The 23,581-nt window shown below is 74.4% G+C and carries 18 protein-coding genes and 1 pseudogene; 11 read left to right on the top strand and 8 right to left on the bottom strand.

Translation table 11 applies throughout. The features are described from left to right. Positions 1-73 precede the first annotated feature (73 nt). Together V2J63_RS08355 and V2J63_RS08350 are read left to right on the top strand one after the other, a co-directional pair. On the top strand, positions 74-937 hold the full coding sequence (locus tag V2J63_RS08355; protein ID WP_331230565.1) for a cohesin domain-containing protein: 864 nt from the start codon (positions 74-76) through the stop codon (positions 935-937). Between the two features lie 50 nt (positions 938-987). After that, positions 988-2,823, top strand: coding sequence for an amidase family protein (locus V2J63_RS08350; protein WP_331230564.1), 1,836 nt, complete (start codon positions 988-990; stop codon positions 2,821-2,823). A gap of 68 nt (positions 2,824-2,891) precedes the next feature. On the opposite strand, the gene V2J63_RS08345 is transcribed toward V2J63_RS08350, so the two are convergent. Beyond that, positions 2,892-3,107: a hypothetical protein gene (locus V2J63_RS08345; RefSeq protein WP_331230563.1), complete on the bottom strand. Its 216-nt coding sequence runs from the start codon at positions 3,105-3,107 to the stop codon at positions 2,892-2,894. Between the two features lie 357 nt (positions 3,108-3,464). Further along, positions 3,465-6,005 carry an MMPL family transporter gene (locus V2J63_RS08340; protein WP_331230562.1) on the bottom strand — a complete coding sequence of 847 codons (2,541 nt, stop codon included), beginning with the start codon at positions 6,003-6,005 and terminating at the stop codon, positions 3,465-3,467. Positions 6,006-6,142: 137 nt separating this feature from the next. Between V2J63_RS08340 and V2J63_RS08335 the strand changes: the two genes are divergently transcribed. Next, complete coding sequence (locus V2J63_RS08335; RefSeq protein WP_331230561.1) at positions 6,143-6,817, top strand: TetR/AcrR family transcriptional regulator; 675 nt, start codon at positions 6,143-6,145, stop codon at positions 6,815-6,817. A 137-nt stretch (positions 6,818-6,954) separates the two neighbouring features. After that, positions 6,955-7,983 (top strand): adenosine deaminase, encoded by a 1,029-nt coding sequence (add, locus tag V2J63_RS08330; RefSeq protein WP_331230560.1) that lies wholly within the window; start codon positions 6,955-6,957, stop codon positions 7,981-7,983. A 31-nt stretch (positions 7,984-8,014) separates the two neighbouring features. On the opposite strand, the gene V2J63_RS08325 is transcribed toward add, so the two are convergent. Further along, entirely contained in the window at positions 8,015-9,196 is a 1,182-nt protein-coding gene (locus V2J63_RS08325; protein ID WP_331230559.1) for a GDSL-type esterase/lipase family protein, read from the bottom strand. A 207-nt stretch (positions 9,197-9,403) separates the two neighbouring features. Here V2J63_RS08325 and V2J63_RS08320 point away from each other — a divergent pair, with 207 nt between their 5' ends. Further along, entirely contained in the window at positions 9,404-10,597 is a 1,194-nt protein-coding gene (locus V2J63_RS08320) for an NAD(P)/FAD-dependent oxidoreductase (RefSeq protein WP_331230558.1), read from the top strand. A gap of 154 nt (positions 10,598-10,751) precedes the next feature. Beyond that, positions 10,752-11,408 (top strand): sortase, encoded by a 657-nt coding sequence (locus V2J63_RS08315; RefSeq protein ID WP_331230557.1) that lies wholly within the window; start codon positions 10,752-10,754, stop codon positions 11,406-11,408. 54 nt (positions 11,409-11,462) lie between these two features. On the opposite strand, the gene V2J63_RS08310 is transcribed toward V2J63_RS08315, so the two are convergent. Further along, a complete protein-coding gene (locus V2J63_RS08310) occupies positions 11,463-12,467 on the bottom strand; it encodes a hypothetical protein (protein ID WP_331230556.1) in 1,005 nt (334 codons plus the stop codon). A gap of 115 nt (positions 12,468-12,582) precedes the next feature. Between V2J63_RS08310 and V2J63_RS08305 the strand changes: the two genes are divergently transcribed. Then, positions 12,583-13,278, top strand: coding sequence for an alpha/beta fold hydrolase (locus tag V2J63_RS08305; protein ID WP_331230555.1), 696 nt, complete (start codon positions 12,583-12,585; stop codon positions 13,276-13,278). 24 nt (positions 13,279-13,302) lie between these two features. Here the strand turns inward: V2J63_RS08305 and V2J63_RS08300 are convergent, their stop codons facing one another. From V2J63_RS08300 to V2J63_RS08290, 3 genes are all read right to left on the bottom strand, one after another. Then, complete coding sequence (locus tag V2J63_RS08300) at positions 13,303-15,438, bottom strand: DEAD/DEAH box helicase (protein WP_331230554.1); 2,136 nt, start codon at positions 15,436-15,438, stop codon at positions 13,303-13,305. Between the two features lie 427 nt (positions 15,439-15,865). Then, positions 15,866-16,024 (bottom strand): hypothetical protein, encoded by a 159-nt coding sequence (locus V2J63_RS08295; protein WP_331230553.1) that lies wholly within the window; start codon positions 16,022-16,024, stop codon positions 15,866-15,868. Positions 16,025-16,141: 117 nt separating this feature from the next. Continuing rightward, complete coding sequence (locus V2J63_RS08290) at positions 16,142-16,891, bottom strand: hypothetical protein (RefSeq protein WP_331230552.1); 750 nt, start codon at positions 16,889-16,891, stop codon at positions 16,142-16,144. A gap of 505 nt (positions 16,892-17,396) precedes the next feature. On the opposite strand from V2J63_RS08290, the gene helR reads away from it, so the two are divergent. Beyond that, the gene (helR, locus tag V2J63_RS08285; protein WP_331230551.1) at positions 17,397-19,640 is read left to right on the top strand and encodes an RNA polymerase recycling motor ATPase HelR; all 2,244 of its coding nucleotides are present in this window, start codon (positions 17,397-17,399) and stop codon (positions 19,638-19,640) included. A 39-nt stretch (positions 19,641-19,679) separates the two neighbouring features. Here helR and V2J63_RS08280 read toward each other — a convergent pair whose 3' ends face one another. Further along, positions 19,680-20,408: a DUF72 domain-containing protein gene (locus V2J63_RS08280; protein WP_331230550.1), complete on the bottom strand. Its 729-nt coding sequence runs from the start codon at positions 20,406-20,408 to the stop codon at positions 19,680-19,682. A gap of 93 nt (positions 20,409-20,501) precedes the next feature. Between V2J63_RS08280 and V2J63_RS08275 the strand changes: the two genes are divergently transcribed. The 3 genes and pseudogenes from V2J63_RS08275 (at position 20,502) to V2J63_RS15855 (ending at position 23,581) form a co-directional block, all read left to right on the top strand. After that, a complete protein-coding gene (locus V2J63_RS08275) occupies positions 20,502-21,719 on the top strand; it encodes a DUF418 domain-containing protein (RefSeq protein ID WP_331230549.1) in 1,218 nt (405 codons plus the stop codon). Further along, positions 21,719-22,963 (top strand): sensor histidine kinase, encoded by a 1,245-nt coding sequence (locus V2J63_RS08270; protein ID WP_331230548.1) that lies wholly within the window; start codon positions 21,719-21,721, stop codon positions 22,961-22,963. The genes V2J63_RS08275 and V2J63_RS08270 overlap by 1 nt, the downstream gene beginning before the upstream one ends. Next, positions 22,960-23,581: pseudogene (locus V2J63_RS15855) on the top strand (response regulator). The gene V2J63_RS08270 and the pseudogene V2J63_RS15855 overlap by 4 nt, the downstream one beginning before the upstream one ends.

Genomic DNA, 23,581 nt, shown 5'->3' with positions numbered 1-23,581 from the left:
GGCACCCGACGGCGAAACACGGCGTCGTTAGCGTCCGAGCACCCCCTCCGACGCAGAAAGCAGGACGACCCGCATGCGCCCAGCCCCCCTCTCGAGACTCTCCCGGCCGGCGCTCGCCGCCGCCGCCACGTTGTGCACCGGGCTCCTCATGCTCGGCGCCGCCCCGGCGCTCGCCGCCCCGTCCGCCGCCGGCGTCACGGTCACCGCGCCTGACGAGGTCGCGATCGGCGGGGCCGTCGACGTCACGATCGGCCTGGGCGACGTCACCGGCGTCTACGCGTACGAGCTCACCGTCTCCCTCGACGGCGACACCCTCGCCTACTCCCCCGGCAGCGCCGCTGGTCCCGCGGGCGGGTTCGACGCCGTCCGGGTCGGCGACGAGGCGGTGACCCTCGTCCACAGCCGGCTCGGGACGTCCCCCGCGCTCGACGGGGACGTCGTCGCGACGCTGCGCCTCACCGGGCTCGCGGCCGGCACGAGCGCCGTCGACGTCACCGTCGCCCTCGTCGACGCGGCGGGTGCGACGACAGTGACGCCGCCGACCAGCACCTCGGTCGAGGTCCTCGCCCCGGTGCCGACGCCGTCCCCGACCGAGACGCCCACGGTGACCCCGGAACCGGAGCCGACCGGTGAGCCGACCGGTGAGCCGACCGGCACCCCCACGCAGGAGCCGACCGGTGAGCCGACGACCGGTGCACCCACGCCTGACCCGTCGGCGCCCGCTGACGGCGGCGACGGCGGCGGCGGCGGAGCCCCGGTCTCCGACGGCGGCGCCGGCGGTGATGACGCAGGTCCGACTCCGGGCCGGGGCGGCGCGCTCCCCAGCACCGGCCTCGATGCCCTCACCCTCGGCGCGCTCGCCGGCACGGCGTTCGTCGCCGGTGCCGTCGCCCTCGCCGCCCGCGCGGCTCGCGCCCGGACGGCAGGTGCCCGATGAGCGCCGCCCCGCAGCACCAGCCCAACAGTCCCGACCCGAGGAGCACGCCCGTGACAACCCGACGCCGCCGCACGGCCCTTGCCCTGGCGGTCCCCCTGGTCTCCGCGCTCGCGCTCGGCGGCGCGGTCGGCACCGCCCAGGCGGACGTCCCGGCGCTCGAGGCCGACGGCGGCGCGCTGCTCGCGCCGTACTACACCGAGCTCGACCTCACCGGCGACCGCCAGGTGAGCGCCGACGACCTCGATCTCGTCGCCGAGCACCTCGGCGCGACCCCCGCCTCGACCAGCTGGGACGCGGTCGCCGCAGCCGACGTCGACGCCGACGGCGTCCTGACGATCACCGACCTCGCCGAGGTCTCGCAGCGCATCGTCTACGACGACGGGCCGTTCGAGCTCGTCGAGGCCTCGGTCATCGACATGCAGGCCGCGATGAACGCCGGCGTGACGACGTCGGTCGAGATCACCCAGGCCTACCTCGACCGCATCGCCGCGTACGACCGCCCGCTCATCGACACCGCCGAGGGCGGTCGCCCGCTCAACTCGATCATCACGACGAGCACCACCGCCCTCGAGGCAGCAGCCGCGGCCGACGCGACGCGCGCGGCCGAGGGCATGACCGACCTCCTCCTCGGCGTGCCGGTTGCGGTCAAGGACAACTACAACACCCTCGACATGCCGACGACGGGTGGTTGCGGCTGCTGGGACGACAACCAGACGGAGACCGACGCCGCCATGGTCGCCGGCCTGCGCGAGGCGGGCGCCGTCATCCTCGCCAAGGCGAGCCTCGACGAGTTCGCCTACGGGTTCGCGTCGGAGTTCTCCTCCTACCAGCCCGCTGGGTCCACCCTCTACGTCGCGAGCCCGTACGCCACGAGCCGGACGGCCGGCGGGTCGAGCGGCGGAACCGGCGCGGCGATCTCCGCGAACCTCGCGGGCGTCGGCTTCGGCACGGACACGGGCGGGTCGATCCGTGTGCCGTCGTCCTACAACCAGCTCGTCGGCATCCGACCGACGGTCGGCCTCGCGAGCCGCGACGGGATCATCCCGCTCGCGCTGAGCCAGGACACCGGCGGGCCCATGACGCGCAGCGTCGTCGACGCCGCGGCCGCGCTCGACGCCGTCGTCGGCATCGACCCCGCGGACCCGGTCACCGCCGAGCAGGCGGGGCGCGTCCCGGAGTCCTACACCGCCTTCCTCGACGACGGCGCGCTCGAGGGGGCACGGATCGGGTACGTCGCCTCGATGGTGAGCACGAACGCGACGACCGCTCGGCTCTTCGCCGACGCCGTGGCGACCCTCGAGGCGCAGGGCGCCGAGGTCGTCGAGGTCACCCCGCCGGCCGAGTTCGGCGCCGTGCTCGCCGAGCCCAGCGGGAGCACGAACGAGTTCAAGCACGACCTGTCCGCCTACATCGCGGCCTACCTCGACCCCGACGTCGAGGCGCGCTCGATCAGCGAGATCCTCAGCACCGGCCGTTTCGTCACCTCACGCCTGCGGACCTACCAGTCCCGCGACGCGGTCGACGAGGCGACGTACGAGGCATGGGCGGGACCGGACGGCACCCACACGCGCGCCATCGCGACCGGCCACACGCTCGTCACGGAGATGATGGACGAGCTCGACCTCGACGCGCTCGTCTACCCGAGCGGCACGCCCTACGGCACGCACAGCACGAACATGCGCCTCAGCCCGAACACCGGGATGCCGTCGCTGACCGTGCCGATGGGGCAGGCCACCGAGGCGGACGGCACGCTCGCCGGCGCCGGCGTCAACCTCGAGCTCCTCGGGCGCGACTACGCCGAGGGCACCCTCCTCGGGTTCGCCTACGCGTTCGAGCAGGCGACGCACGCGCGCACCTCGCCCGCGCTGTTCGGCCCGCTCGGCTAGGCCGACGACCCGCGCCGACGCCCGCCGTCGCCGCCTCTCCCCGAGGCGGCCGCGGCGGGCGTCGGCGTTCACCCCATGAGGACGGGGCGGCGGCGCGGCGGCGGCCGGGACGTCGCGAACGTCGTCGCGGCGATGACCGCGACGAGCCCCGCGAACCCGACGTACCACCCGGGCTCGATGGGTTGACGCCCCCACACGCTGATCGCCGAGTCGACGAGGGCCTCGTAGCGGGCTTCGCCTCGGTAGTGGTCGCCCCACGCCGCGGTGACGAACCCGAGCTGCACGACGACGAGGGCGAGCGCGGGCAGGAGGACCGCTGTCGGCAGCCTGCGCCCGGGGTGGCGGACGAACCGGCCGAACAGCGCGACGACGAGGACGACCGCAGGGGCGATCGAGACGAGACGAGGAAGAAGAGCGCGATCCCGGCCGCGACCAGCAAGCGCCGGGCCGCTGCGCCGAGCCGGTCGAACGCGACGGCGCTCGTGAGGTGGTCGACGCCGCGCGTGGCCGGCTGGTCGTCGGCGATCTCGTCGCCCATCGCGCACCTCTCGGAGTCGGCACGAACTGTACGGCGACGCACAGACGCCGCGGTGCACGGGATGAGGTCCGGGGCACCGCGGCGTCGTGTGCGTGCTGTGTCGTCAGACCGCCGCGACCTCGTGCTCGCGCTCGCCCGCCGCGCCGCCGTGGGGGTGCGTGCGCTCGAGCGCGGACCCCTCGACGTCGACGTTGGGCAGGATGCGGTCGAGCCAGCGCGGCAGCCACCACGCCTTGTCCCCGACGAGGTGCATGAGCGCCGGGACGATGAGCATGCGGACGACGAAGGCGTCGACGAGCACGCCGAACGCGAGACCGAACCCGATGGGCCGGATCATCGCCATGTGAGAGAACACGAACCCGCCGAAGACGGAGAACATGATGATCGCCGCGGCGGTGACGACCGCCCGGCCTGCGCGCCGGCCCTCGATGACGGCCGCGCGGGCGGGCGTCCCGTGGACGTACGCCTCCCGCATGCCGGAGACGAGGAAGAGCTGGTAGTCCATCGCCAGGCCGAAGAGGATGCCGATGAGCAGCGTCGGCAGGAAGCTGAGGATCGGTCCCGGCGCGTGCACGCCGAAGAGGTCCCCGAGCCAGCCCCACTGGTAGATGGCCGTCACGCCGCCGAACGCCGCGAAGACGGACAGGATGAACCCGCCGGTCGCGATGAGCGGGACGAGGATCGAGCGGAAGACGACGACGAGGATGACGAGCGAGAGCCCGATGACGACGGCGAGGTAGATCGGCAGCGCCGCGCCGAGCTTGGCGGAGATGTCGATGTTGCCGCTCGCCAGGCCGGCGACGGACAGCTCGACGTCGGGCTCGTCGTCGAGCGTCGTGGCCCGCAGCGTGTGGACGAGCTCCTCGGTCGACTCGCTGCTCGGCCCCTCGGCCGGGACCACCTGGAACGCGGCCATGCTCAGGTCCTCCGACGTGCCGATGGGCGCGACGGCGACGACGTCCTCGAGGTCGGCGATCTCCTGGCCGATGGCCACCTGGAGCGGGCCGACCTCCGCCTCCTCGATCCCGCCGGGCAGGTCGGCGACGACGAGGAGCGGACCGTTCTGGCCGGCGCCGAACTTCTCGTCGACCACGGTGTAGGCGCGGTACTGCGTGGAGTCCTCGGGCTCGGTGGCGCCGTCGGGCAGGCCGAGGCGCATGTCGAGCGCGGGCAGCGCGATGACGACGAGCGCCGCGATGCTCGCGACGAGGCTGAGGATCGCCGCACCGGTGGACATGGGCTTCGCCGGCGCGACGGCCGCCGCGCGGGGCCGCTCCGTGGTGGCCGTGCGGCGCTGGCGGCGCGGCAGGGCGCGCTCGCCGACGAGCGCGAGGAGGGCGGGCATGAGCGTGATGGCGACGAGGACGGCGATCGCGACGCACGCGGCCGCGACGGTGCCCATGAGGCCGAGGAAGGCGATGCCGGTGACGTTGAGCGCGAGCAGCGCGATGAGCACCGTGAGTCCCGCGAAGACGACGGCGTTGCCGGACGTGCCGGTCGCGAGCCCGATCGACTCGTGGAGCTCGACACCCTCGCGGAGCTGCCGGCGGTGCCGGTTGAGGATGAAGAGGGAGTAATCGATCCCGACGGCGAGGCCGAGCATGACGCCGAGGACGGGCGTCACGCTGATCATGTCGACGGTGCCGGACAGTGCCAGCGTGCCGAGGGCGCCGACGCCGATGCCGACGAACGCGGTGATGATGGGGAGCCCGGCGGCGACGAGCGTGCCGAGCATGACGAGGAGGACCACCCCGGCGACGACGACGCCGACGATCTCGGCGACGCCCGCGATGTTGGCGATGCTCTGGGTGATCTCGGCCGAGAAGTCGACCTCGAGCCCATCGACGGGGTTGTCCTCGAACGCGGCGACGACGGCATCCTTCGTCTCGTCGTCCACCTCGTACTGCGGGACGGTGAACTGGACGATCGCCGTGGCGGCCGAGCCGTCCTCGGAGACGGTGCGGAACCCGCTCGCCAGCTCGAGCTGCTGCGCCCCGAGCTCGAGCTCGGCGCTTCCTGCCTCGAGCTCGGCCGCCTGGGTCTCGAGCTCGGCGGCCTGGGCCTCGAGCGCGGCGCTGCCGGCGTCGAGCTCGGCCTGCTGCGCGTCGAGCTGAGGCTGCGCCTGCTCGAGCATGCCCGCGGCCTCGGCCTGGGCGCGGGCGGCGTCGAGCTGGGCCTGGCCCGTCTCGAGCTGCGCGCGCGCGGCCTCGATCTGCTCGCGCCCGGCGTCGACCTGCTCGCGCCCCGCCTCGATCTGCGCCTGGCCGTCGGCGACCTGCGCCGCCTGGTCGGCGAGCTGGGCCTGGGTCTCGAACGGGTCGACGACTCCGGCGACGCCCTCGATGTCCGTGACGTCGGCGAAGACGTCGGCGACCGCGGCGCGCTGCTCCTCGCTGATCTCGGAGCCGTCAGCGGTGTGGAGGACGACGGTGCCCTGGCCGCCGGACGCCTCGGGGAACTCCTCCTGGAGCCGTTCGGTCACCTCCGCCGTCGGCGTCCCCGGGATGTCGATGGCGGTGCTGAGCGTGCCGCCGAACGCGGCGAACGCACCTCCCGCGCCGAGAAGGACGACGAGCCACGTCGCCACGACGAGCCAGGCGCGGCGGGCCGAGAAGCGACCGAGCCGGTAGAGCAGTTCTGCCATGTGCTGTCTCCTAGGAAGCGACGGCTGGCGCCCACGACCGCGAGGGCGCGCGTCGGAGCGGGTCGGACATGTCCGACGGTGAACGGTACCCCGCTAAGCGGATAGGACGCATCCGCATACGATGTAGCATGCGCCACATGACGACTTCCACGGGCGGGGACCCCGAGCCCCGGGCCGGACGTGCCCTGCGTCGGGACGCGGAGGAGAACCGGCTGCGCGTCATCCGCGCCGCCCGGGAGGTCTTCGCCGCCCAGGGGCTCGGCGCCGGCTTCAACGACATCGCGCGGCACGCCGGGGTCGGCGTCGGCACCGTGTACCGGCGCTTCCCGGACAAGGCGACGCTCGTCCGCGAGGCGCTCGAGGAGCCCCTCGCCCGGATCCTCGAGGTGGCCGATGACGCGATCGCCACCGAGCCGGCGTGGGACGGGCTCATGCTCCTCATCCGCCACGCGGCGGACGTCCTGGCGGCGAACCTCGGGCTGCGGGACATCGCTCTCGGACCGGGCCAGCTCGCGCCCGAGCTCGACGAGGCGGCCGGCAGGGTCGCGCCCTACCTCGAGGAGCTCCTCCGCCGGGCCCAGGACGAGGGGTCGGTCCGCCCGGGCATCACGGCGCAGGACTTCACGATGCTCTTCTTCATGATCAGCGAGCTGGCCATGCACGCCGCCGACACCCGCCCGCAGGCGTACCGCCGCTACCTGACGATCTTCACCGACGGACTCCGGGCCTCGGGCGCGGATGCCCCCCTGCCGGAGCCGCTCTCGGCCCAGGACGCGGACGCCGTCGCCCGGCACTGGACCTCCCGCGCCTGACGTCGGGCGCCCACCAGACCTGAAGGTGGCGCGCTCCCGAGCCGCCGAGACACCACACGCCGCTGCACGCCCCAGGCGATAGCGTCGCGGCGTCCGGGATCACCCCCGGCACGAGGACGACCGAGGGAGCACCACCCGTGAGCGCCAGCACGACGACGACCCACCTGCACGAGTTCATCGCCGGCCTGCCGAAGGCCGAGCTGCACCTGCACATCGAGGGGACCCTCGAGCCGGAGCTGACGTTCGCGCTGGCCCAGCGCAACGGCATCGCGCTCGAGCACGCCACCGCCGAGGACGTGCGGGCCTCGTACAGCTTCGACTCCCTGCCGTCGTTCCTGTCGGTCTACTACGACTCGATGCGTGTCCTCCTCACCGCCGACGACTTCTACGACCTCGCCATGGCCTACCTGACGAAGGCCGCCAGCCAGAACGTCCGCTACGCGGAGATCTTCTTCGACCCCCAGGCGCACACCTCCCGCGGCGTGCCGTTCCCGACGATCATGGGCGGCCTGCGCCGCGCCCTCGTCGACGCCCGCCGCGACCTCGGCATCCACGGCGAGCTCATCCTCTGCTTCCTGCGCGACTTCAGTGCCGAGCACGCGATGAGCACCCTCATGGAGTCCCTCCCCTACCGCGACTGGATCCTCGGGGTGGGCCTCGACTCGGACGAGAAGGGGAACCCGCCGGCGAAGTTTGCCGCGGTCTTCGCCCGCGCCCGGGCCGAGGGCTACCTCCTGACGATGCACTGCGACATCGACCAGGACGACACGCACGAGCACATCCGCCAGGCGATCGAGGACATCGGCGTCGACCGGGTCGACCACGGGTCCAACGCCTTCGAGCGCCCGGCACTCGTCGAGTCCATCAAGGAGCGCGGCCTCGGCCTCACGTGCTGCCCGATCTCCAACGGGTGGGTCGTCGACGGGATGAAGGGTACGGAGATCGTCGGGCTGCTCGAGGCAGGCATCAAGGTGACGATCAACTCCGACGACCCGGCGTACTTCGGCGGCTACGTCGCCGAGAACTACGAGCGCCTCGCCGCCGACGTCGACCTGACCCGCGAGCAGCTGATCCGCCTCGCGCGCAACTCCTTCGACGTGGCCTGGCTGAGCGGCCGTGAGCGCGACCAGTACCTCGCCGAGCTCGAGGCGTACGCCGGCGCCTGAGCGCGGCGCCGGCCCTGCGATGACGGGTCCGTCAGCGCGGGGTCCCGCCAACGAGGGCACCACCGGGCCCGAACGCCCGCTCGGCGAAGCGCTCACCGATGCGCGCATGGGCGGCGGAGTCCGGGTGGAGCTCGTCGGGCAGGGGCAGCTCGGCGTAGTCCTCGGCGCCGTAGAGGTCGCGTCCGTCGAGGTAGGCGAGGTTCGGGTCCGCCCGCTCGGTGACGACCCGGGCGAGCTCGTCGCGGACGACGGCGAGCGTCAGCTTCCCGCCGCTGACCTCGGCGGGGTCGCCGGTCGCCCGGAACGCGAGCCGCCCGGCACCGAGCGCCTCGACGTCGAACCCGCCGGGTCCCGGCGTGTCCTCGAAGATCCGGCAGTACAGCGGGGCCAGGACGAGCAGCGGCGCGTCCGGGTGCCCCTCGCGCAGGGTGTCGAGGAAGCCGTGCACCGCGGGGCCGAACGCCCGCAGACGCATGACGTCGGCCGTCACGAGGTTGATCCCGATCTCGACGCTGAGCAGGTCCGCGGGCACCTCTCGCATCGTTCGCGCGGTGAACGGGTCGAGCAGGGCACTGCCGCTCAGCCCGAGGTTGATCAGCTCGACGCCGCCCCGTGCCGCGGCCAGCGCCGTCCACGTCGCGGTCGAGCTCGTCGCGTTCGATCCGGCGCTGATCGAGCTGCCGTGGTGGAGCCACACCGGCCGGCCGCTATCCGGTACCGGCCCGACGGCGGCGTCGGCCCGCAGCATCCCGAGCTCCGTCGTCTCGTTGTGCGGGAGCCAGATCTCGATGTCCTTCTCCCGGTCCGGGAGCCCCTCGAACCGCAGCGTGCCGAGCGCTCCGGGCCGGTGGTCGACGGCACCGGTCGTCATGTCGATGGCGATCGTCGTGGCGCCGTCGGCGACGGCCTGAGCCACGAGCTCGCCGTCGACGAGGAGGTCGTAGACGCCGTCCGGCCGGGGCGGGGCGCCGGCGAACGACCGCCGGGTGGCCAGGGTGTCGAGCTCGATCGCCGTCGCCCGCGTGCGGACGGCGACGCGCACCCCGGCCGGCTGGGACTCGGCGAGGAGGAGCTGCGGGTCGGGGCACTGCGCGCGCGCCCACGCCGGCAGCCGGTGGGGCAGGACGCCGTGCTCGGTGGGCTCGAGCTCGAGGGCCCCGCGCAGGAGCTCCGCGGTGATGGGTGTGCTGGTCCAGCCCAGGCTGGTCGTCATCGTGCGCGCCTCACCTCTCGTCGGGGCCGCGCGTGGTCACCGGCCCGCCGAGTCACCGAACATAGTCGTCCGCGCCGGCACGCGCGCGGACCGGTCCGTCAGCGGGCGCCCCCCCGGCCCCCGGGGAGCCCGGACCCGAAGGGCGGGGGCGCGTGCACGCCCGTACCGTGAACGGCGTCACACCGCCGACGGACCGGGAGCGCACCCATGGAAGCCCGCTATCACCACGACGTCGTCATCGTCGGGGGCGGCAACGCCGGCATCTCGCTCGCGGCCAAGCTCCGGCGCGAGGGCTGCCGCGACGTGGCGGTCATCGAGCCCGCACGCGTCCACCACTACCGGCCGATGCTCTCCTACGTCGGCTCCGGGCTGGCGACGCTGGAGGAGCTGAGCCGGCCCGAGGCGGACGTCATCCCGGCGGGGTGCCGCTGGTACGCCGACCGGGCCGTCGCGATCGACGCCGAAGCCTCGGTCGTGCGCCTGTCCCGCGGCGAGGAGCTGACGTACGAGGACGTCGTCGTGTGCCCGGGCTCGCAGATCGACTGGGCCGCGATCCCCGGCGCGCGCGAGGCGGTCGCCACCCCCGCCGCGTCGACGAACTACGACGTCGAGCTCGCGCCGGCGACGTGGGAGATGCTCTCCTCGCTCACCCGCGGGCGCGCGGTGTTCACGCTGTCCCAGTGGCAGGTCCCCTGCGCGCCCGTCGCCCTCAAGCCGCTCTTCATGGCCGCGGACCACTGGACGCGGACGGGGGTCCTCGACGACGTCGAGATCGTCCTGCTCGTCGAGGGCGACCGGCTCGTCGACGAGGACAAGGCCGACCGCGAGCTCCGCGCAACCGCCGAGAGCTACGGCGTCGACGTCCGCTACGCCACGACGCTCGCCGCCGTCGACCCCGCCTGCCGCGTCGCCCGGGTCCGCTCGGGCGGGCAGGACGAGGACCTCACCTACGACGCCCTCCACCTCACCCCGCCCCACCGGGCGCCCGACTGGGTCGCCGCCAGCGGCCTCGACGCCCCCGGCACCCGTGGCTTCATGGCCGTCGACCCGCTCACGCTCCAGCACCGCACGCACCCGCGGGTGTGGGGCCTCGGCGACGTCGCCGCCGCGGACGCCCTGCCCTCCGGTGGCGCCCTGCGCAAGCAGGTCCCCGTCGTCGCCGACAACATCGCGGCCCGGCGCTCGGGCGGCGCGATGCGCTCCTACAGCGGCTACTCCGTCGCGCCCGTGACGACGACCCGCCGCCGGCTCCTCCTCGGTGAGTTCGACCGGCACGGCCGGCCCGAGCCGACGACGCGGCTCATCGACCTCACCCGCCCGCGACCCGCGACGTTCCTTTTCGACCGCTACCTCGAGCCGCTCGTGTACTGGCACAGCCTCCTCAAGGGCAAGGTGTCCTGACCCCTGCCGGCCGGTGCGTCCCGTGCCCCCGTCCGCCGGGGGTGGCGCACGCACCGTGCCCGGGGGCATGCTGGGGTGGAACGCCCGCCGCGCAGGACCTCCGACGCACGGCTTCCACCGCCGGAACGACCCGACGCCCCGAAGGGCAGGTGCGATGACGAACCGCCGGACTCCCCCGCGCGCCGCCGCGGCCGCCGCTGCCCTCGCCGCCGCCGTCCTCGCGCTCGGAGCGTGCGGTGCGGCCGACGGCGTGAGCCGAGTGTCCGCGACGCTCGCCAAGGCCCCGGTCGAGCAGGTCAAGGTGGTCACGCCGGTCGCGTGGCCGGCCGTGGACTCCCTCGTCGACGTCCCCGTGGCGGACAGGCCCGCCGAGGAGGGCGTCCGCGTCGCGTCGCTGCGCGTGCCGCGCTGGGGCGAGGACTACGAGGTGCCGATCACCGAGGGGATCACGGACCACATCCTCGACACGATGGGCATGGGCCGCTTCCCGTGGAGCGAGATGCCCGGTCAGGAGGGCAACTTCGCCCTCGCCGGCCACCGGACGGACGCCTCGCGCCCGCTCGCGCAGATCGACACGCTTGAGCTCGGTGACGAGCTCCTCGTGACGACGGACCTCGGCACGTACACGTACGCCGTCTCTGGCACGGAGATCGTCACCCCGGACCAGGTCCGCGTCGTCGAGCCCAACCCCGCCACCGGCGGCGAGGACCCGGTCGGGCGGCTCCTCACGCTCGTCTCCTGCCACCCGTGGGACTCGAGCGAGTTCCGCTACATCGTCTACGCCGAGCTGTCCGCCTTCGAAGCCGCCTGAGCCGGTCGCCGGCCGCGTCCCGACCGTGCCCGGGGCCCCGAGCAGGCGCCCCGGTCACCCCCGGGCCGCGTCCGCGAGCCAGTCCGCGAGCCGCGGGGTCGGCGTGCCGAGGCGGTCGGGGTCGACGTGGACGAGGAGGCGGCGCCACGACTCGCAGCGGTGGAGGCTCGCCAGCCGGTCAGCGGTGTCGACGAGGCGGTCGAGGTCCGCGCCCGGACGGACCTGCGGCCACTGCTCGGCGTAGGCCCGGACGAGCCGGTCGGCGGTCGGGCTGCCCGCGGCCGGCGGGGAGGACCACGCGCCGGTCGCGAGGCGCACGGGGACCTGCAGCGCGGCGAACGGGTGGGACCACACGCCGTCGCCGAGGTCGAAGAAGCGGAAGCGCTCCGCGCCGCGGCCACGGACGGTATTGCTCAGGCTCACGTCGTTCGGCTGGAGCGACAGCGGCACGCCGGAGGCCGCGAGGTCGCTGAGCCGGCTGCGGATCCGCTCGAGGCCCCGCCGGAGCAGCCGGGCCTCGTCCGCGGGGACGTGCTGCGGGTCGCCCACCGGCCGGGAGGCGAGCTCCGCGACGAGGTCGACGGCGTAGGCGTAGGCGTCCTGCGGCGGGAGCCCGGGCAGGCCTGCCTCGGCGAGCTCGTCCTCGTGGGGCACGAGGGCCACCTGCATCCGCGCCGCCTGGGCGACGAGGCCCTCCCAGTCGGCCACCGTCACCTCTCCACGCTCACGAAGGGTCGGGCCGCCGTCGGGCAGGAGGAGCCAGCCGCGGGCGGGCTCGACGGCGAGCGGGCGCACGACGTGGTCCGGGACGAGCGCGCCCAGGCGTGCGAGCAACGGCACCTCGAACCCCTGGCCGATGTTCGTCGCCTTGAACCACACCCGTCCCTCGTCGGTCTCCCCCACGAGGACGGCCGCCCAGAACCGGACGCGGTGCGGGACGAGCGTGCCGCGCAGCGCGCGGCCCTGCGGGCCGAGGACGCTGCGTACCCAGTCCGTCGCCTCGCCCCGGAACGCCTCCGCGGTCCAGCACCCGACCAGGTCACGACCCATCCTGGGCACGGCGGCACTCCTCGCGGCATCGGGTCGGGCGCGCCCCCTCGTCCCTGCGCGGACGGCGTGCGCTGGAGTGGCAGGCTAGCGCCCCGGCCGCCCGGCCGGCGCGTAGGGTCGCGTCATGGCCACGTACGTCCTCCTCCACGGAGCAGGTGGTGACGCCTGGCAGTGGCACCGCGTCGCCCCGCTCCTCACCGCGCTCGGCCACGACGTCGTCGCGCCGGACCTGCCCGTCGACGACGACGCCGCGGGCATCGCGGAGTACGCGGACGCCACCGTGGACGCGGTCGGGCGGCGGCGCGACGTCGTGCTCGTCGCCCAGTCCATGGCCGCGTTCACCGCCCCGCTCGTCGTGGGCCGGGTGCCGACGACGCTGCTCGTCCTCACCGCGCCGATGATCCCCTCGCCCGGTGAGTCCGCCGGCCAGTGGTGGGAGGCGACAGGCCAGGACGCCGCCGCGCGCGCCTTCGCGGTGAGCGAGGGCCGCGACCTCGACGGGGAGGACGAGATCGCGACGTTCCTCCACGACGTCCCGCGCGACGTCGTCCGGGAGGCCGTCGCGCGCGGCGAGCGCGGGCAGTCGGGGACGCCGTTCGCGGCGCCGTGGCCGCTCGCCGCGTGGCCGGACGTGCCCACCCGCGTCGTCATCGGCACACGGGACCGGCTCTTCCCGCCGGACCTCCAGCGCCGGCTCGCCCGCGAGCGGCTCGGCCTCGTCGCGGACGAGCTCGATGCCGGCCACGTCATCCCGCTCGCCCGCCCGCGCGAGCTGGTCGACCTGCTCGAGCGGTACCGCGCCGACGTCGTGCCCGCCTGACGCCGACCGCGGCGCGCGTGCCCGCTAGGAGACCGCCCGTTCGGACAGCGCGTCGGTGAGGAGGGTGACGAGCGCCTCGAGCTGGACGTCCGCCGTCGCCGCGATCTCCTCGTCGGACCCGTCGAGCGCGCGCGCCGCGAGCCCGGCCTTGGAGTCGATGAGCTCGGCGATCCGCGTGTCGATCGTCTGGGCGGCGATGATGCGCCACGCGGTGACCGGCTCCTCCTGCCCGATGCGGTGGATGCGGTCGATCGCCTGGGTCTGCTCGGCGTCGGTCCACGAGAGCTCGGCGAGGACCATGTTCGAGGCGACCTGGAGGTTGAGCCCGACACCCGCGGCAGTGAGCGAGCAGACGACGATCGCCACCTCGGGGTCGTTCATGAAGGCGTCGATCTGCTTCTGCCGGCCCGTCGCGCTCTGGTCGCCGCGGATGGAGGCGTACCGGATGCCGCGCTTGGCGAAGGTCTCCTCGGCGGCGTCCATGACGTCGATGTGCTTGGCGAAGAAGACGACCTTGCCGACGCTGCGAGCGAGCTGGGCGGCGTAGTCCGCCGCGAGGTCCGCCTTGGCCTGGCCGATCCGGCGCATCATCGTGAAGACGTTCTCGTCGGTCTTCTTCGCGGACGTCCCGTTCCGCTCCCAGCCGGCGACCTGGCGGACGAGCTCGTGATCGATGCCCTCGTGCCGGACGCCGGCGTGGCGCGAGGCGAGGGCCTTCTCGTAGCGGGAGACGAGGCGGCGGGCGAGCTCGCGCTCCGCCGCGCGGATGGACCGGCCCGCCTCGTCGTCAAGCTCGACGAAGACGTCGGCGACCCGGCGTGCGGGGATGTCCGCGGCGACGTCGATCTTGCGCCGGCGGACGATGCCCTGCTCGATGACGGCCGTCCGGGCAGCGGCGTAGAACCCGCGGTCCGCCGGGGTCAGCCCGATCTCCTCGAGGGCCTCCATGAGCGCGCCGAGCGGCTTCTCGTCGTCGATCCAGCCGAGGAACTCCCAGATCGCGGTGAAGTCCTCGATGTCGTTGATGAGCGGGGTGCCGGTGAGCGCCATGAGGAGCGGGTTGACGGTCCGCTCGCGGATCCGCTCGGAGAGGTGGAGGACGTGCCGGGAGCGCTGGGACTTCTTGTTCTTGATGTAGTGCGCCTCGTCGACGACCATCCCGCGCAACCCGAGGTCACCGAGCCAACCGACGTGCCGGTCGAGCACCTCGTAGTTGACGACGATGATGTCCGCGAAGCCGTCGATCGTGTCCCCGTCACCGTGGACGACCGTGGCCCGGCGGCCCGGCGTCCACATGGCCGCCTCGCGCGCCCAGTTCGTCTTGACGACGTTGGGGACGACGACGAGGAGCGGGTAGGCGTTCGCGGCCTGCGCGGCGAGCAGCGCCTGCGCCGTCTTGCCCAGGCCCGGCTCGTCGGCGAGGAGAAACGTGCGGTGCCCGGCCGCGGCGGCCGCGACGACGCGCGCCTGGTGCGGCATGAGTTCCCGGTCGCTGCGCACATACGCCGCTGAGGCGTCAGGCAGCTCCATGCAGGAAGCGGCCCCGCCGTAATCGAAGGACCGCAGGAGCGGCTCGATGAGCTCCCAGCCGGCCAGGCGGCGCGGCAGTGCCTTGCGCCGCGGCGCCGCGGAGTAGTCCGGCTCGAGGAACGGGTTCGCGAGCTGGCGGGAGATGACGGACTGCGGGACGACCCGGCGCTCGTTCTGCGGCGTGCTCACCGTGGCGTCGGGGGGCGCGACGGGGTCCGGCTCGACGTCGATGCCGGCGTCGGCGAGGAGCTCGCGCCGCAGCTCGCGCGCCTGGGGCGAGACGACGGCGTCGTCGCCGAGGAGGTCGAAGAGGGAGGACTCACGCACCGCCGTCGTCGCGAGGATCGTCGCGATGCCGTCGAGCCGCTTGAGCTCGGCGCTGCGCTTGGCCTCGGCCATGGCGGTGTCCGCCTTGAGGCGGGCGCGCTCCTCGCGCACGAGGAGCGCGATGACCTGGAACTTGGTCTTGACCGACGGCGCCGTGCGGCCGCGCTGGACGGCCGACTCGACCTCGCGGACCACCCGTGCGAGCACCGGGATGATCCCCTCGTTGTCGTGCGTGCGGGGACGGCGCTGCTGACGCGTCGCCGCTGGGCGCGCGCTCGATGGGCGCTGGGCTCGACGAGCCACTGACTCCTCCTCCGGAGTGTTCGACCGTTCACCGCGGTGGCGTACCACGCGCGGCGTCGTGACCGGACGACTGAGGCCGCCCGGCCCGGGCTGGACGGTCCGCGGCTGCGGACCGGTCCAGCGGACCTGCGAGAGATCGGCAGGCTGGACCCGGACGAGCACCCACGGATGAGAGCCCCTCGGCTCTCGATCACGAGCCGAGCACCGCCCGGGATGACGAGCCGTCCGACACGGATGGCTGGTCGCCCGTCCGCGCACAGAGTACCGCCTGCGTGGCCGTGCGCCTGCCCGGACACTCCCGGGCGTGCACGTCGGGAGCGGCCCCCGGGTCGCCGCCGCCGAGCGGACTCAGCACGTCCTCGCTCTGGTCCCTCCGCTCACGGGCGGCACTTCCGCATGATCATGAGGGGGTGAGGCCCCGCTCGGGTCAGGTCGCGCCGCGGGCGCGCTCGATGAGGAGATCCGCGTCATCGGCGCCGAGCGGGAGCACCTCCTCGGCGCACTGGTGCACCTCGGTCGTCAGGTCGCGCAGGCGCTCCCCCAGGGCGACGACCTCCTCCCTCGGTGGTGAGCATGGCGGCACCACGCGTCGCCCTGCGGCACGCGGCCGCGGGCAATGACGTCCTCGACCGGCGGCTGCGAGGTGCACGCCGTCAGCGTGAGCACCGCGAGCCCGACGGCGACTCGGCGTCGTGCGACCATCTCAGCCCTCACCTGACCGGTGGCCGCGCCACGGACCGATCGCCCCGGCCGCCTCGGCGCCGTCCAGCAGCGCCGTCAGGTCCTCGGTCCCCAACGGGCGGGCCTGCCCGGTCCAGTCGACCATCCCGGGCGTCATGCCGAGCATCCGCTCACCGGTCTGCGCGAGGTCCTCGTCTGAGAGTGCCCCGGGCAGCCGGTCGTGGATGCTCAGGCTCATCTCGGCGATCTGCGGGGCCTCCCCGTCCCCCGGCTCGAGGACGGTCCACACGAACAGCTCGTCGTCCCGGCGGAAGACCCCGTCGCCCAGCTCGACGGTCGTCCCGTCCGCCACGCGCTGCGCGTCCTCCCCGAGCACGGGCAGGACCTGCCGGAAGACGAAATCTCCCCCGTACGGCTCCCTTGCGTGCACCCACCGGGCTGTCGCGACGCCCACGTAGTCCGCACCGTCGGCCCACCGCACGCCGCACTCCTTCACATATGACGCGCTGCGCTCCAGCTCGCCGACCTGCAGGACCCGGCCCACCTGGTCCTCGCCGACGAGGGTGCCGACCTCCTCGTCCGTGAGCACGGCGCACCACCGGCCGTCCTGGGCCGGTGCTCCGTCCGTGATGACCTCCTCGGGCGCCGGCGCGCCGCAGGCACCGAGGACCACGGCGACGGCGGCGATCCACCCCGCCCGCCGGACGCCACGGCCGTCCGGCCGCGTGCCGCGACTCACCTCAGGTTCCGGTGGGCGCCTCTGCATCACCATGCGCGTGATCCTTCCGCTGGTGCGATGTCGTCCTCGCCGTGGCCAGTGTGCCGGTTGCGACGTGCGCCCGACCCTAACGACCCACGCTCACAACGGCAGGACTGCGACCACCATCTGCCCCCGACGGCGGATCATGCCGCCGACGCTCAGGCGACGAGCGCGCGGATCCAGGGGACGAGGCCAGCGGCACAGACCGCCAACGGCAGGGCGGCGCTCACGCACAGCGCCTCGAGCACGTCCGCCCAGGCGGCCCGGCCCGCACCCCGTCGCGCGCGGCGCGGGGACGACGTCCCGCGCCTGGGTCAGCAACGGGGCGAACGCGGCGACCGGGTTTCCCTTGCTCGTCGCCACGAGCTCGTAGTCGTCGACGGACACGTACCGGCGGGCGCCAGCGCCGACGTCCCTGCCGCTTCCAAGGTATAGCGCGTGGGGGGCCTTGCGGCAAGGCCCAGGTAGCGGCGCAGAATCACGCCTTACACCCGCGACCTGCCCTGGAGCTGACGACGTGAGCCCTCGCACCACCAGCGCGTTCCACCTTCCCCACCGGCTCGCCGCAAAGCGCAGCCCCGCCTTGATCGGGGACGACGAGGAGCACTTCGCGGCCGTCGCCGAGCACCTCGCGCAGTCGATCATCGACCTGTCCGACCGCCTCGCCGTCGAGCGGAAGGCACCCGCCGGCCCAGGTGGCCAGGCGATGGAGAGGGACCTGGAGATCCACCGGCTGGCGGCGCGGCTGCGCGTGCTGCGCCGCTTCAGCCTGGACCTGTGCCTGGGACGCATTGTCGGCACGGACCGTCCCGAGCCCTCGTACATCGGACGACTCGGCCTCACCGACCACGACGGTCGCCAGCTGCTCGTCGACTGGCGCTCCCCGGCGGCCGAGCCGTTCTTCGGGGCGACCCACGCGAACCCGATGGGTCTGGCAAGCCGCCGCCGGTACCGCTGGACCCAGGGCCGGGTCACCGACTACTGGGACGAGGTGTTCACGGCCGACGGGCTCACCGGGCACGCGGCGCTCGACGACCAGTCCGCGTTCATCGCCAGTCTCGGTGCCAGCCGGTCGCCGCGGATGCGCGACGTGCTGGGCACCATCCAGGCCGACCAGGACGCCGTCGTCCGCGCGGGGTCCGAGGGCGCGCTCGTCGTCGACGGCGGCCCGGGGACGGGCAAGACCGTCGTCGCCCTGCACCGGACCGCCTACCTCCTCTACGCCGATCCACGCCTCGGCCACCGCCGGGGCGGCGTGCTGTTCGTCGGGCCCCACGAGCCCTACCTCGCCTACGTCGCCGACGTCCTGCCGAGCCTCGGCGAGGAGGGCGTGCAGACGTGCACGCTGCGCGACCTCGTCCTGGAGGGAGCCACCGCCGTCCCCGAGCCCGACCCGGAGGTGGCGCGCCTCAAGGCGTCGGCCGGCATGGTCGGGGCCCTCACGCCGGCCGTCCGGCTCTACGAGGAGCCGCCGGAGCGGGGCATGACGGTCGAGACCCCCTGGGCGGACATCCGGCTCGACGCCGCGGACTGGGCCGAGGCGTTCGCCGCGGCCGAGCTCGGCACGCCCCACAACGAGGCGCGCGACCAGGTGTGGGCGGCGCTCCTCGACATCCTCCTCGACAAGCTCACGGACGAACGGGACGACCCCGACGGCGACGACATCGATCTCGACGACGACGCCCGCGGCGACGGTGACGGCGAGGCGTTCGACGCGTACGGGCGCGCCGAGGAGGACGCGGACGCCACGCTCCGCCGGTCGCTCGCCGAGAACCCTGAGCTCGTCCGCGCCTTCGGGCGCGCCTGGCCCCTCCTTGAGGCGACCGACGTCGTCGGGGACCTCTGGTCCGTCCCCGCCTACCTCCGCCGGTGCGCACCCTGGCTCGCGCCCGAGGAGATCGCCGTGCTGCAGCGCGCGGACCCGAGCGCCTGGACCGTCGCCGACCTGCCGCTCCTGGACGCGGCCCGGCGGCTGCTCGGCGACCCTGGCGCGTCGCTCCGGCGACGGCGCCAGGAGGCGGCGGCCGCCGCGGAGCGCGCTCGCATGGCCGACGTCGTCGACGACCTCATCGCGCACGACGACTCCGAGATGGGCGTCATGTCGATGCTTCGCGGCCAGGACCTGCGCGCCGCCCTCGCCGACGACGCCCCGCTCCCCCGGACCGACCCGGACCTCCTCGGTGGCCCCTTCGCGCACGTCGTCGTCGACGAGGCGCAGGAGCTGACGGACGCGGAGTGGCAGATGCTGCTCGCCCGCTGCCCGTCACGGAGCCTCACGATCGTCGGTGACCGCGCCCAGGCGCGGCACGGGTTCCCGGAGTCGTGGCAGGAGCGGCTCGAACGCGTCGGTCTCACCCGGGTCAGCGTGGCCTCCCTCAGCATCAGCTACCGCACGCCCAGCGAGGTCATGGCGGAGGCCGAGAAGGTCATCAGGGACGTGCTGCCCGACGCCAACGTGCCGACCTCCGTCCGCAGCAGCGGCGTGCCCGTCGTCCACGGCCGCGCCTCGAACCTTGGACGCGTCCTCGACGGGTGGCTCGCCGAGCACGCCGACGGGACGGCGTGCGTCATCGGCGATCAGACGTTCACCCCCACGCCGCGCGTCCGCTCGCTCACCCCGGAGCTCGCGAAGGGCCTCGAGTTCGACCTCGTCGTCCTCGTCGACCCCGAGCGGTTCGGGACGGGCGTCGAGGGAGCGGTCGACCGCTACGTCGCCATGACCCGGGCGACCCAGCAGCTCGTCGTCCTCACGAGCTCCTGAGCGCTCCGACGACGCACGCCCCTCGCCGGACCGGCGTCCTCAGCGCCCCAGCAGCTCGCGCAGCCGCCAGGCGTTGCGGACCGCGTTCCCCCCGCCGTCGTTGTTGAAGTAGGCGAAGACCTCACGGCCGCCGGCCTCCCACTCATGCATGCGGTCCGCCCACCAGCGCAGGTCGTCCTCGGCGTACGAGCCGCCGTAGAGGTGGTCGTGGTCGGGGCCGTGCAGGCGCACGTAGACGAACGGTGCCGTCGCCCGCAGCACGCACGGCAGGCCCGCGCCGCTCATGACGCAGTACGCGGCGCCGTGCCGCTCGAGGAGCGCGTAGACGGCATCGTCGTGCCAGCTCGGGTGACGCAGCTCGACGGCCACCCGTACCCACCACGGCAGCCGGCCGAGGAAGTAGTCGAGGCGCGCGTCGTCACGCTCCTGCTGCGGCCCCAGCTGGACGAGCAGCACCCCCCGCGTCTGCCCCAGCTCGTGCCAGGACCCGGCGATGCGCTCCGCCCACCGCTCGGGCGCGTAGAGCTTCTTCGCGTGAGTCAGGCCCCGCGGCGCCTTGACGGACAGGACGAACCCCTCCGGCGTGCGCCGGCGCCAGCTCGCGAACGTCGCCTCGCGCGGCCAGCGGTAGAAGCTCGCGTTGAGCTCGACGGTCCCGAAGGCCTCGACGTACCGGCCGAGGCGGTCCCGCGCATGCATGCCCTCGGGATAGAGCACCCCCGCCCAGTGGTCGTAGCTCCACCCCGACGTGCCCACGTGGATCGTCATCCCCACCCCTTTCCGGCGGCGAGCCTACGGCGCGGGGCGGGGTCCACCGATCGGTGGATGGTCGGCGCCGGCCGCCCTTCCTAGCGTGGCGGCATGGGGACAGACGTCCGAGGACCGGCAGGCAGCAGCGGACCCGGCACCGCGGGGCGCCTCCTCGCGCCCGACCTCGCGCGCGGCGCCATGCTCGCCCTCATCGCGGTCGCCAACGTCATGATCTACCTCCACGACCGCCCCTACGGCCTGCGGCAGCACGTCGTCGAGGACGGCGCCGTCGACAGGGCGGTGACCGCGGTCCTCGTCACGGCGGTGGACGCCCGCGCCTACCCCATGTTCGCCGCTCTCGTCGGGTACGGCCTCGTCACGGCGGCGAAGCGCGAACGCGACCGTGGCGCCGACGCCGCGCGGGTCCGGGCGGCCCTGCGTCGCCGGTCGTGGGCGCTCCTCGCCGTCGGGCTGATCCATGCGCTCGCCGCGTTCTCGGGTGACGTGCTCGGCTGGTACGGGCTGCTCGGGCTCGTGCTGGCCGGGGGGCTGCGCCTGCGGGACCGGACGCTGCTCGTCCTCGCCGCAGCCTGGCTCGCCGTGGCCGGGACAGCGCAGGGCATGGTGTACGCCGACCCGCAGGTGCGGACCCAGCGGACGTACCTCTGGTCCTTCGCGATCGCGGACCCGGTGGAGGCGGCGGGGTGGCGCCTCCTGGAGTGGGTGATGACGCCGGTCGGGCTGCTCGCCGTGCTGAGCCCGATGCTCGTGGGCGTGTGGGCCGCGCGCCGGAGGGTCGTCGAGCGTCCGCTCACCCACCGGGCGCTGCTGCGCCGCACCGCCGTCATCGGGACGACGGCCGGGCTGCTCGGCGGCGTCGGCATGGCGCTTGCCACGGCCCACGTCTGGGCACCGCCCTCCCCCGTCCTCGTCGCGGCCTCCGCGGTCCACGTCGTCACCGGGGTCCTCGGCGGCCTCGGGTACGCCGCGCTCATGACCCTCGCGGCGGACCGCCTCCAGACCCGCCGGGACGGCCGCCCCCTTCCCCGGGTCGTCGAGGCGCTGCGGGCGACCGGCGCGCGCTCGCTCAGCTGCTACCTCGCCCAGAGCGTCGTCTTCGCCGCGCTCCTGCCTGCCTGGTCGCTCGGCTGGGGCGCCACGCTCGGGACCGCCGGGGCGTCGCTCCTGGCGCTCGGCACCTGGGCGGCGACGGTCGTGGCCGCGGACGCGGCGGCGCGGCGGGGACGCCGGGGACCGGCCGAGGTGCTCCTGCGCCACCTCGCACGAGAACGCACCCGCCCGGTGCGGCGGCGTGCCACCATCGGATGATGGGCGCCCGGGTCATCGAGCCGGTCCGCGCCAGGCAGGTCGACGGGTTCTGGCTGGCGCTGCCGTACGGGCTCCTCGTGTTCTCCTCGGCGCTCACGTGGGCGGCCGGGGGCCTCACCGCCGCCGAGGTGCCGTGGTGCGTGGCCGCGGTCCTCGCCGTCGCCGCGTGGCACACGTGGTGGGCACTCATGCACCGCTCGTGGCTCGAGGCGGCCCTCGCACCCATGGCGGTCTACCTCGCCGGCATGGTCGCCCTCACGGCGTTCCTGCTCCACCTGTCCTTCACCTTCTTCGCCCTCTACCTCGTGTGCTTCCCCCTCGCGTTCGTCGCCCTCCCGGGGGCGTGGGCGTACGCGGGGGTGGCTCTCACGACGGCGGTCATGCTGCTCGGCCCCGGCCTGCTCACCCGGTCCGGCCAGAACGTCGTCGTCACCCTCGCCGGCGGTGCGCTTGCCGCGGCGGCGGGCGGGTCCATCCGCGCGCTGGAGAGCGAGACGAGCCAGCGCCGCGCCGCGATGGACGACCTCGCACGCACCCAGGCCGACCTCGAGCGGGCACTGGCCCAGAACGTCGCGCTCCGGGACCGGCTCGTTGCCGAGGCCCGCGAGGCGGGCGTCGCGACCGAGCGGTCCCGCCTGGCAGGCGAGATCCACGACACCCTCGCGGCCGGCCTGGCGGGTGTCCTCACCCAGCTGCAGGCCCTCGACGCCCAGCTCGGTGCCGACCACCCCCTGAGCGGCCGGGTCGAGCTCGCGACCGCCGTCGCGCGGGAGACCCTGCAGGAGGCACGCCGGTCCGTGCACGCGCTGCGGCCGGGTCGTCTGGGCGACGCGTCTCTCCCGGCGGGGCTGGCGGACCTCGTCCGCGGGTTCGAGCGCACGAGCGGGCTGCCCGCCGCCCTCGAGGTCAGCGGGACCGTGGTGCCGCTGCCGGAGGCGGTCGAGGACGCGCTGCTGCGCGCCGCACAGGAGGCGCTGACGAACACCGGCCGTCACGCGGGCGCCGGTTCCGCGCACGTGACGCTGTCCTACCTCGGGGAGTCGGTCGCCCTCGACGTCACCGACGACGGCGACGGCTTCGTCGTGCCCGTCCCGGCAGGCGACGGCGGCGGCCACGGCCTGCCGCTCATGGCGGCGCGGGCTGCCGGGGTCGGCGGCCACCTCGACGTCGACAGCGCGCCCGGGCGTGGGACCACCCTCACCGTCACGGTGCCGCTCGCCGCGCAGGACAGTCGCACCCCGTGAGCGTGGAGCCGGTCCGGATCCTCCTCGTGGACGACCATCCCGTCGTCCGCGACGGGCTGCGTGGGCAGATCGAGGGCGAGGCCGACCTCGTCGTCGTCGCCGAGGCGAGCACCGCCGAGGACGCGCTGGCCGTCCTGCGCGCCCGGGCCGTCGACGTCGTCGTCACCGACCTGCGCATGCCTGGGCGCGGCGGGGTCGCCCTCGTCCGCGCCGTCCGCGCGGAGCACCCGGGCATCGAGGTGCTCGTCCTGACGACGTACGACACGGACGACGACGTCCGCGCCGCCCTCGCGGCCGGCGCCCGGGGCTACCTCCTCAAGGACGCCTCGCGGGAGGCGGTCGTCGCCGCGGTGCGCGCCACCCGACGCGGGGTCCCCCGTCCTCGCCCCCTCGGTGAGGCACGTCCTCGACGCGTCGCCGGCGGAGACGCCCCTCAGCGCGCGGGAGCTCGACGTGCTCCGCCTCGTCGCCGCCGGGCGCACCAACCGCCAGATCGGCGCGGCCCTGTTCATCGGCGAGGCCACCGTCAAGGCCCACCTGCAGCACGTCTTCGCCAAGCTCGGCGCGGCCGACCGGGCGGCCGCCGTCGCGGCGGGCTACCGGCGTGAGCTCCTGTGA

This window comes from Georgenia wangjunii (genome assembly GCF_036421975.1).
Lineage (GTDB): Bacteria > Actinomycetota > Actinomycetes > Actinomycetales > Actinomycetaceae > Georgenia_A > Georgenia_A wangjunii.
The sequence above is the reverse complement of the archived record's forward strand: the minus strand, read 5'-3'. Positions and strand labels throughout refer to the sequence as shown.

Excerpts from the sequence above, each read along its gene's own strand:
- V2J63_RS08355 (WP_331230565.1), top strand. The coding sequence starts at position 74 with ATGCGCCCAGCCCCCCTCTCGAGACTCTCCCGGCCGGCGCTCGCCGCC.
- V2J63_RS08340 (WP_331230562.1), bottom strand. The coding sequence starts at position 6,005 with ATGGCAGAACTGCTCTACCGGCTCGGTCGCTTCTCGGCCCGCCGCGCC.
- V2J63_RS08335 (WP_331230561.1), top strand. The coding sequence starts at position 6,143 with ATGACGACTTCCACGGGCGGGGACCCCGAGCCCCGGGCCGGACGTGCC.
- V2J63_RS08325 (WP_331230559.1), bottom strand. The coding sequence starts at position 9,196 with ATGACGACCAGCCTGGGCTGGACCAGCACACCCATCACCGCGGAGCTC.
- V2J63_RS08320 (WP_331230558.1), top strand. The coding sequence starts at position 9,404 with ATGGAAGCCCGCTATCACCACGACGTCGTCATCGTCGGGGGCGGCAAC.
- V2J63_RS08315 (WP_331230557.1), top strand. The coding sequence starts at position 10,752 with ATGACGAACCGCCGGACTCCCCCGCGCGCCGCCGCGGCCGCCGCTGCC.
- V2J63_RS08305 (WP_331230555.1), top strand. The coding sequence starts at position 12,583 with ATGGCCACGTACGTCCTCCTCCACGGAGCAGGTGGTGACGCCTGGCAG.
- V2J63_RS08290 (WP_331230552.1), bottom strand. The coding sequence starts at position 16,891 with ATGGTGATGCAGAGGCGCCCACCGGAACCTGAGGTGAGTCGCGGCACG.
- V2J63_RS08280 (WP_331230550.1), bottom strand. The coding sequence starts at position 20,408 with ATGACGATCCACGTGGGCACGTCGGGGTGGAGCTACGACCACTGGGCG.
- V2J63_RS08275 (WP_331230549.1), top strand. The coding sequence starts at position 20,502 with ATGGGGACAGACGTCCGAGGACCGGCAGGCAGCAGCGGACCCGGCACC.
- V2J63_RS08270 (WP_331230548.1), top strand. The coding sequence starts at position 21,719 with ATGGGCGCCCGGGTCATCGAGCCGGTCCGCGCCAGGCAGGTCGACGGG.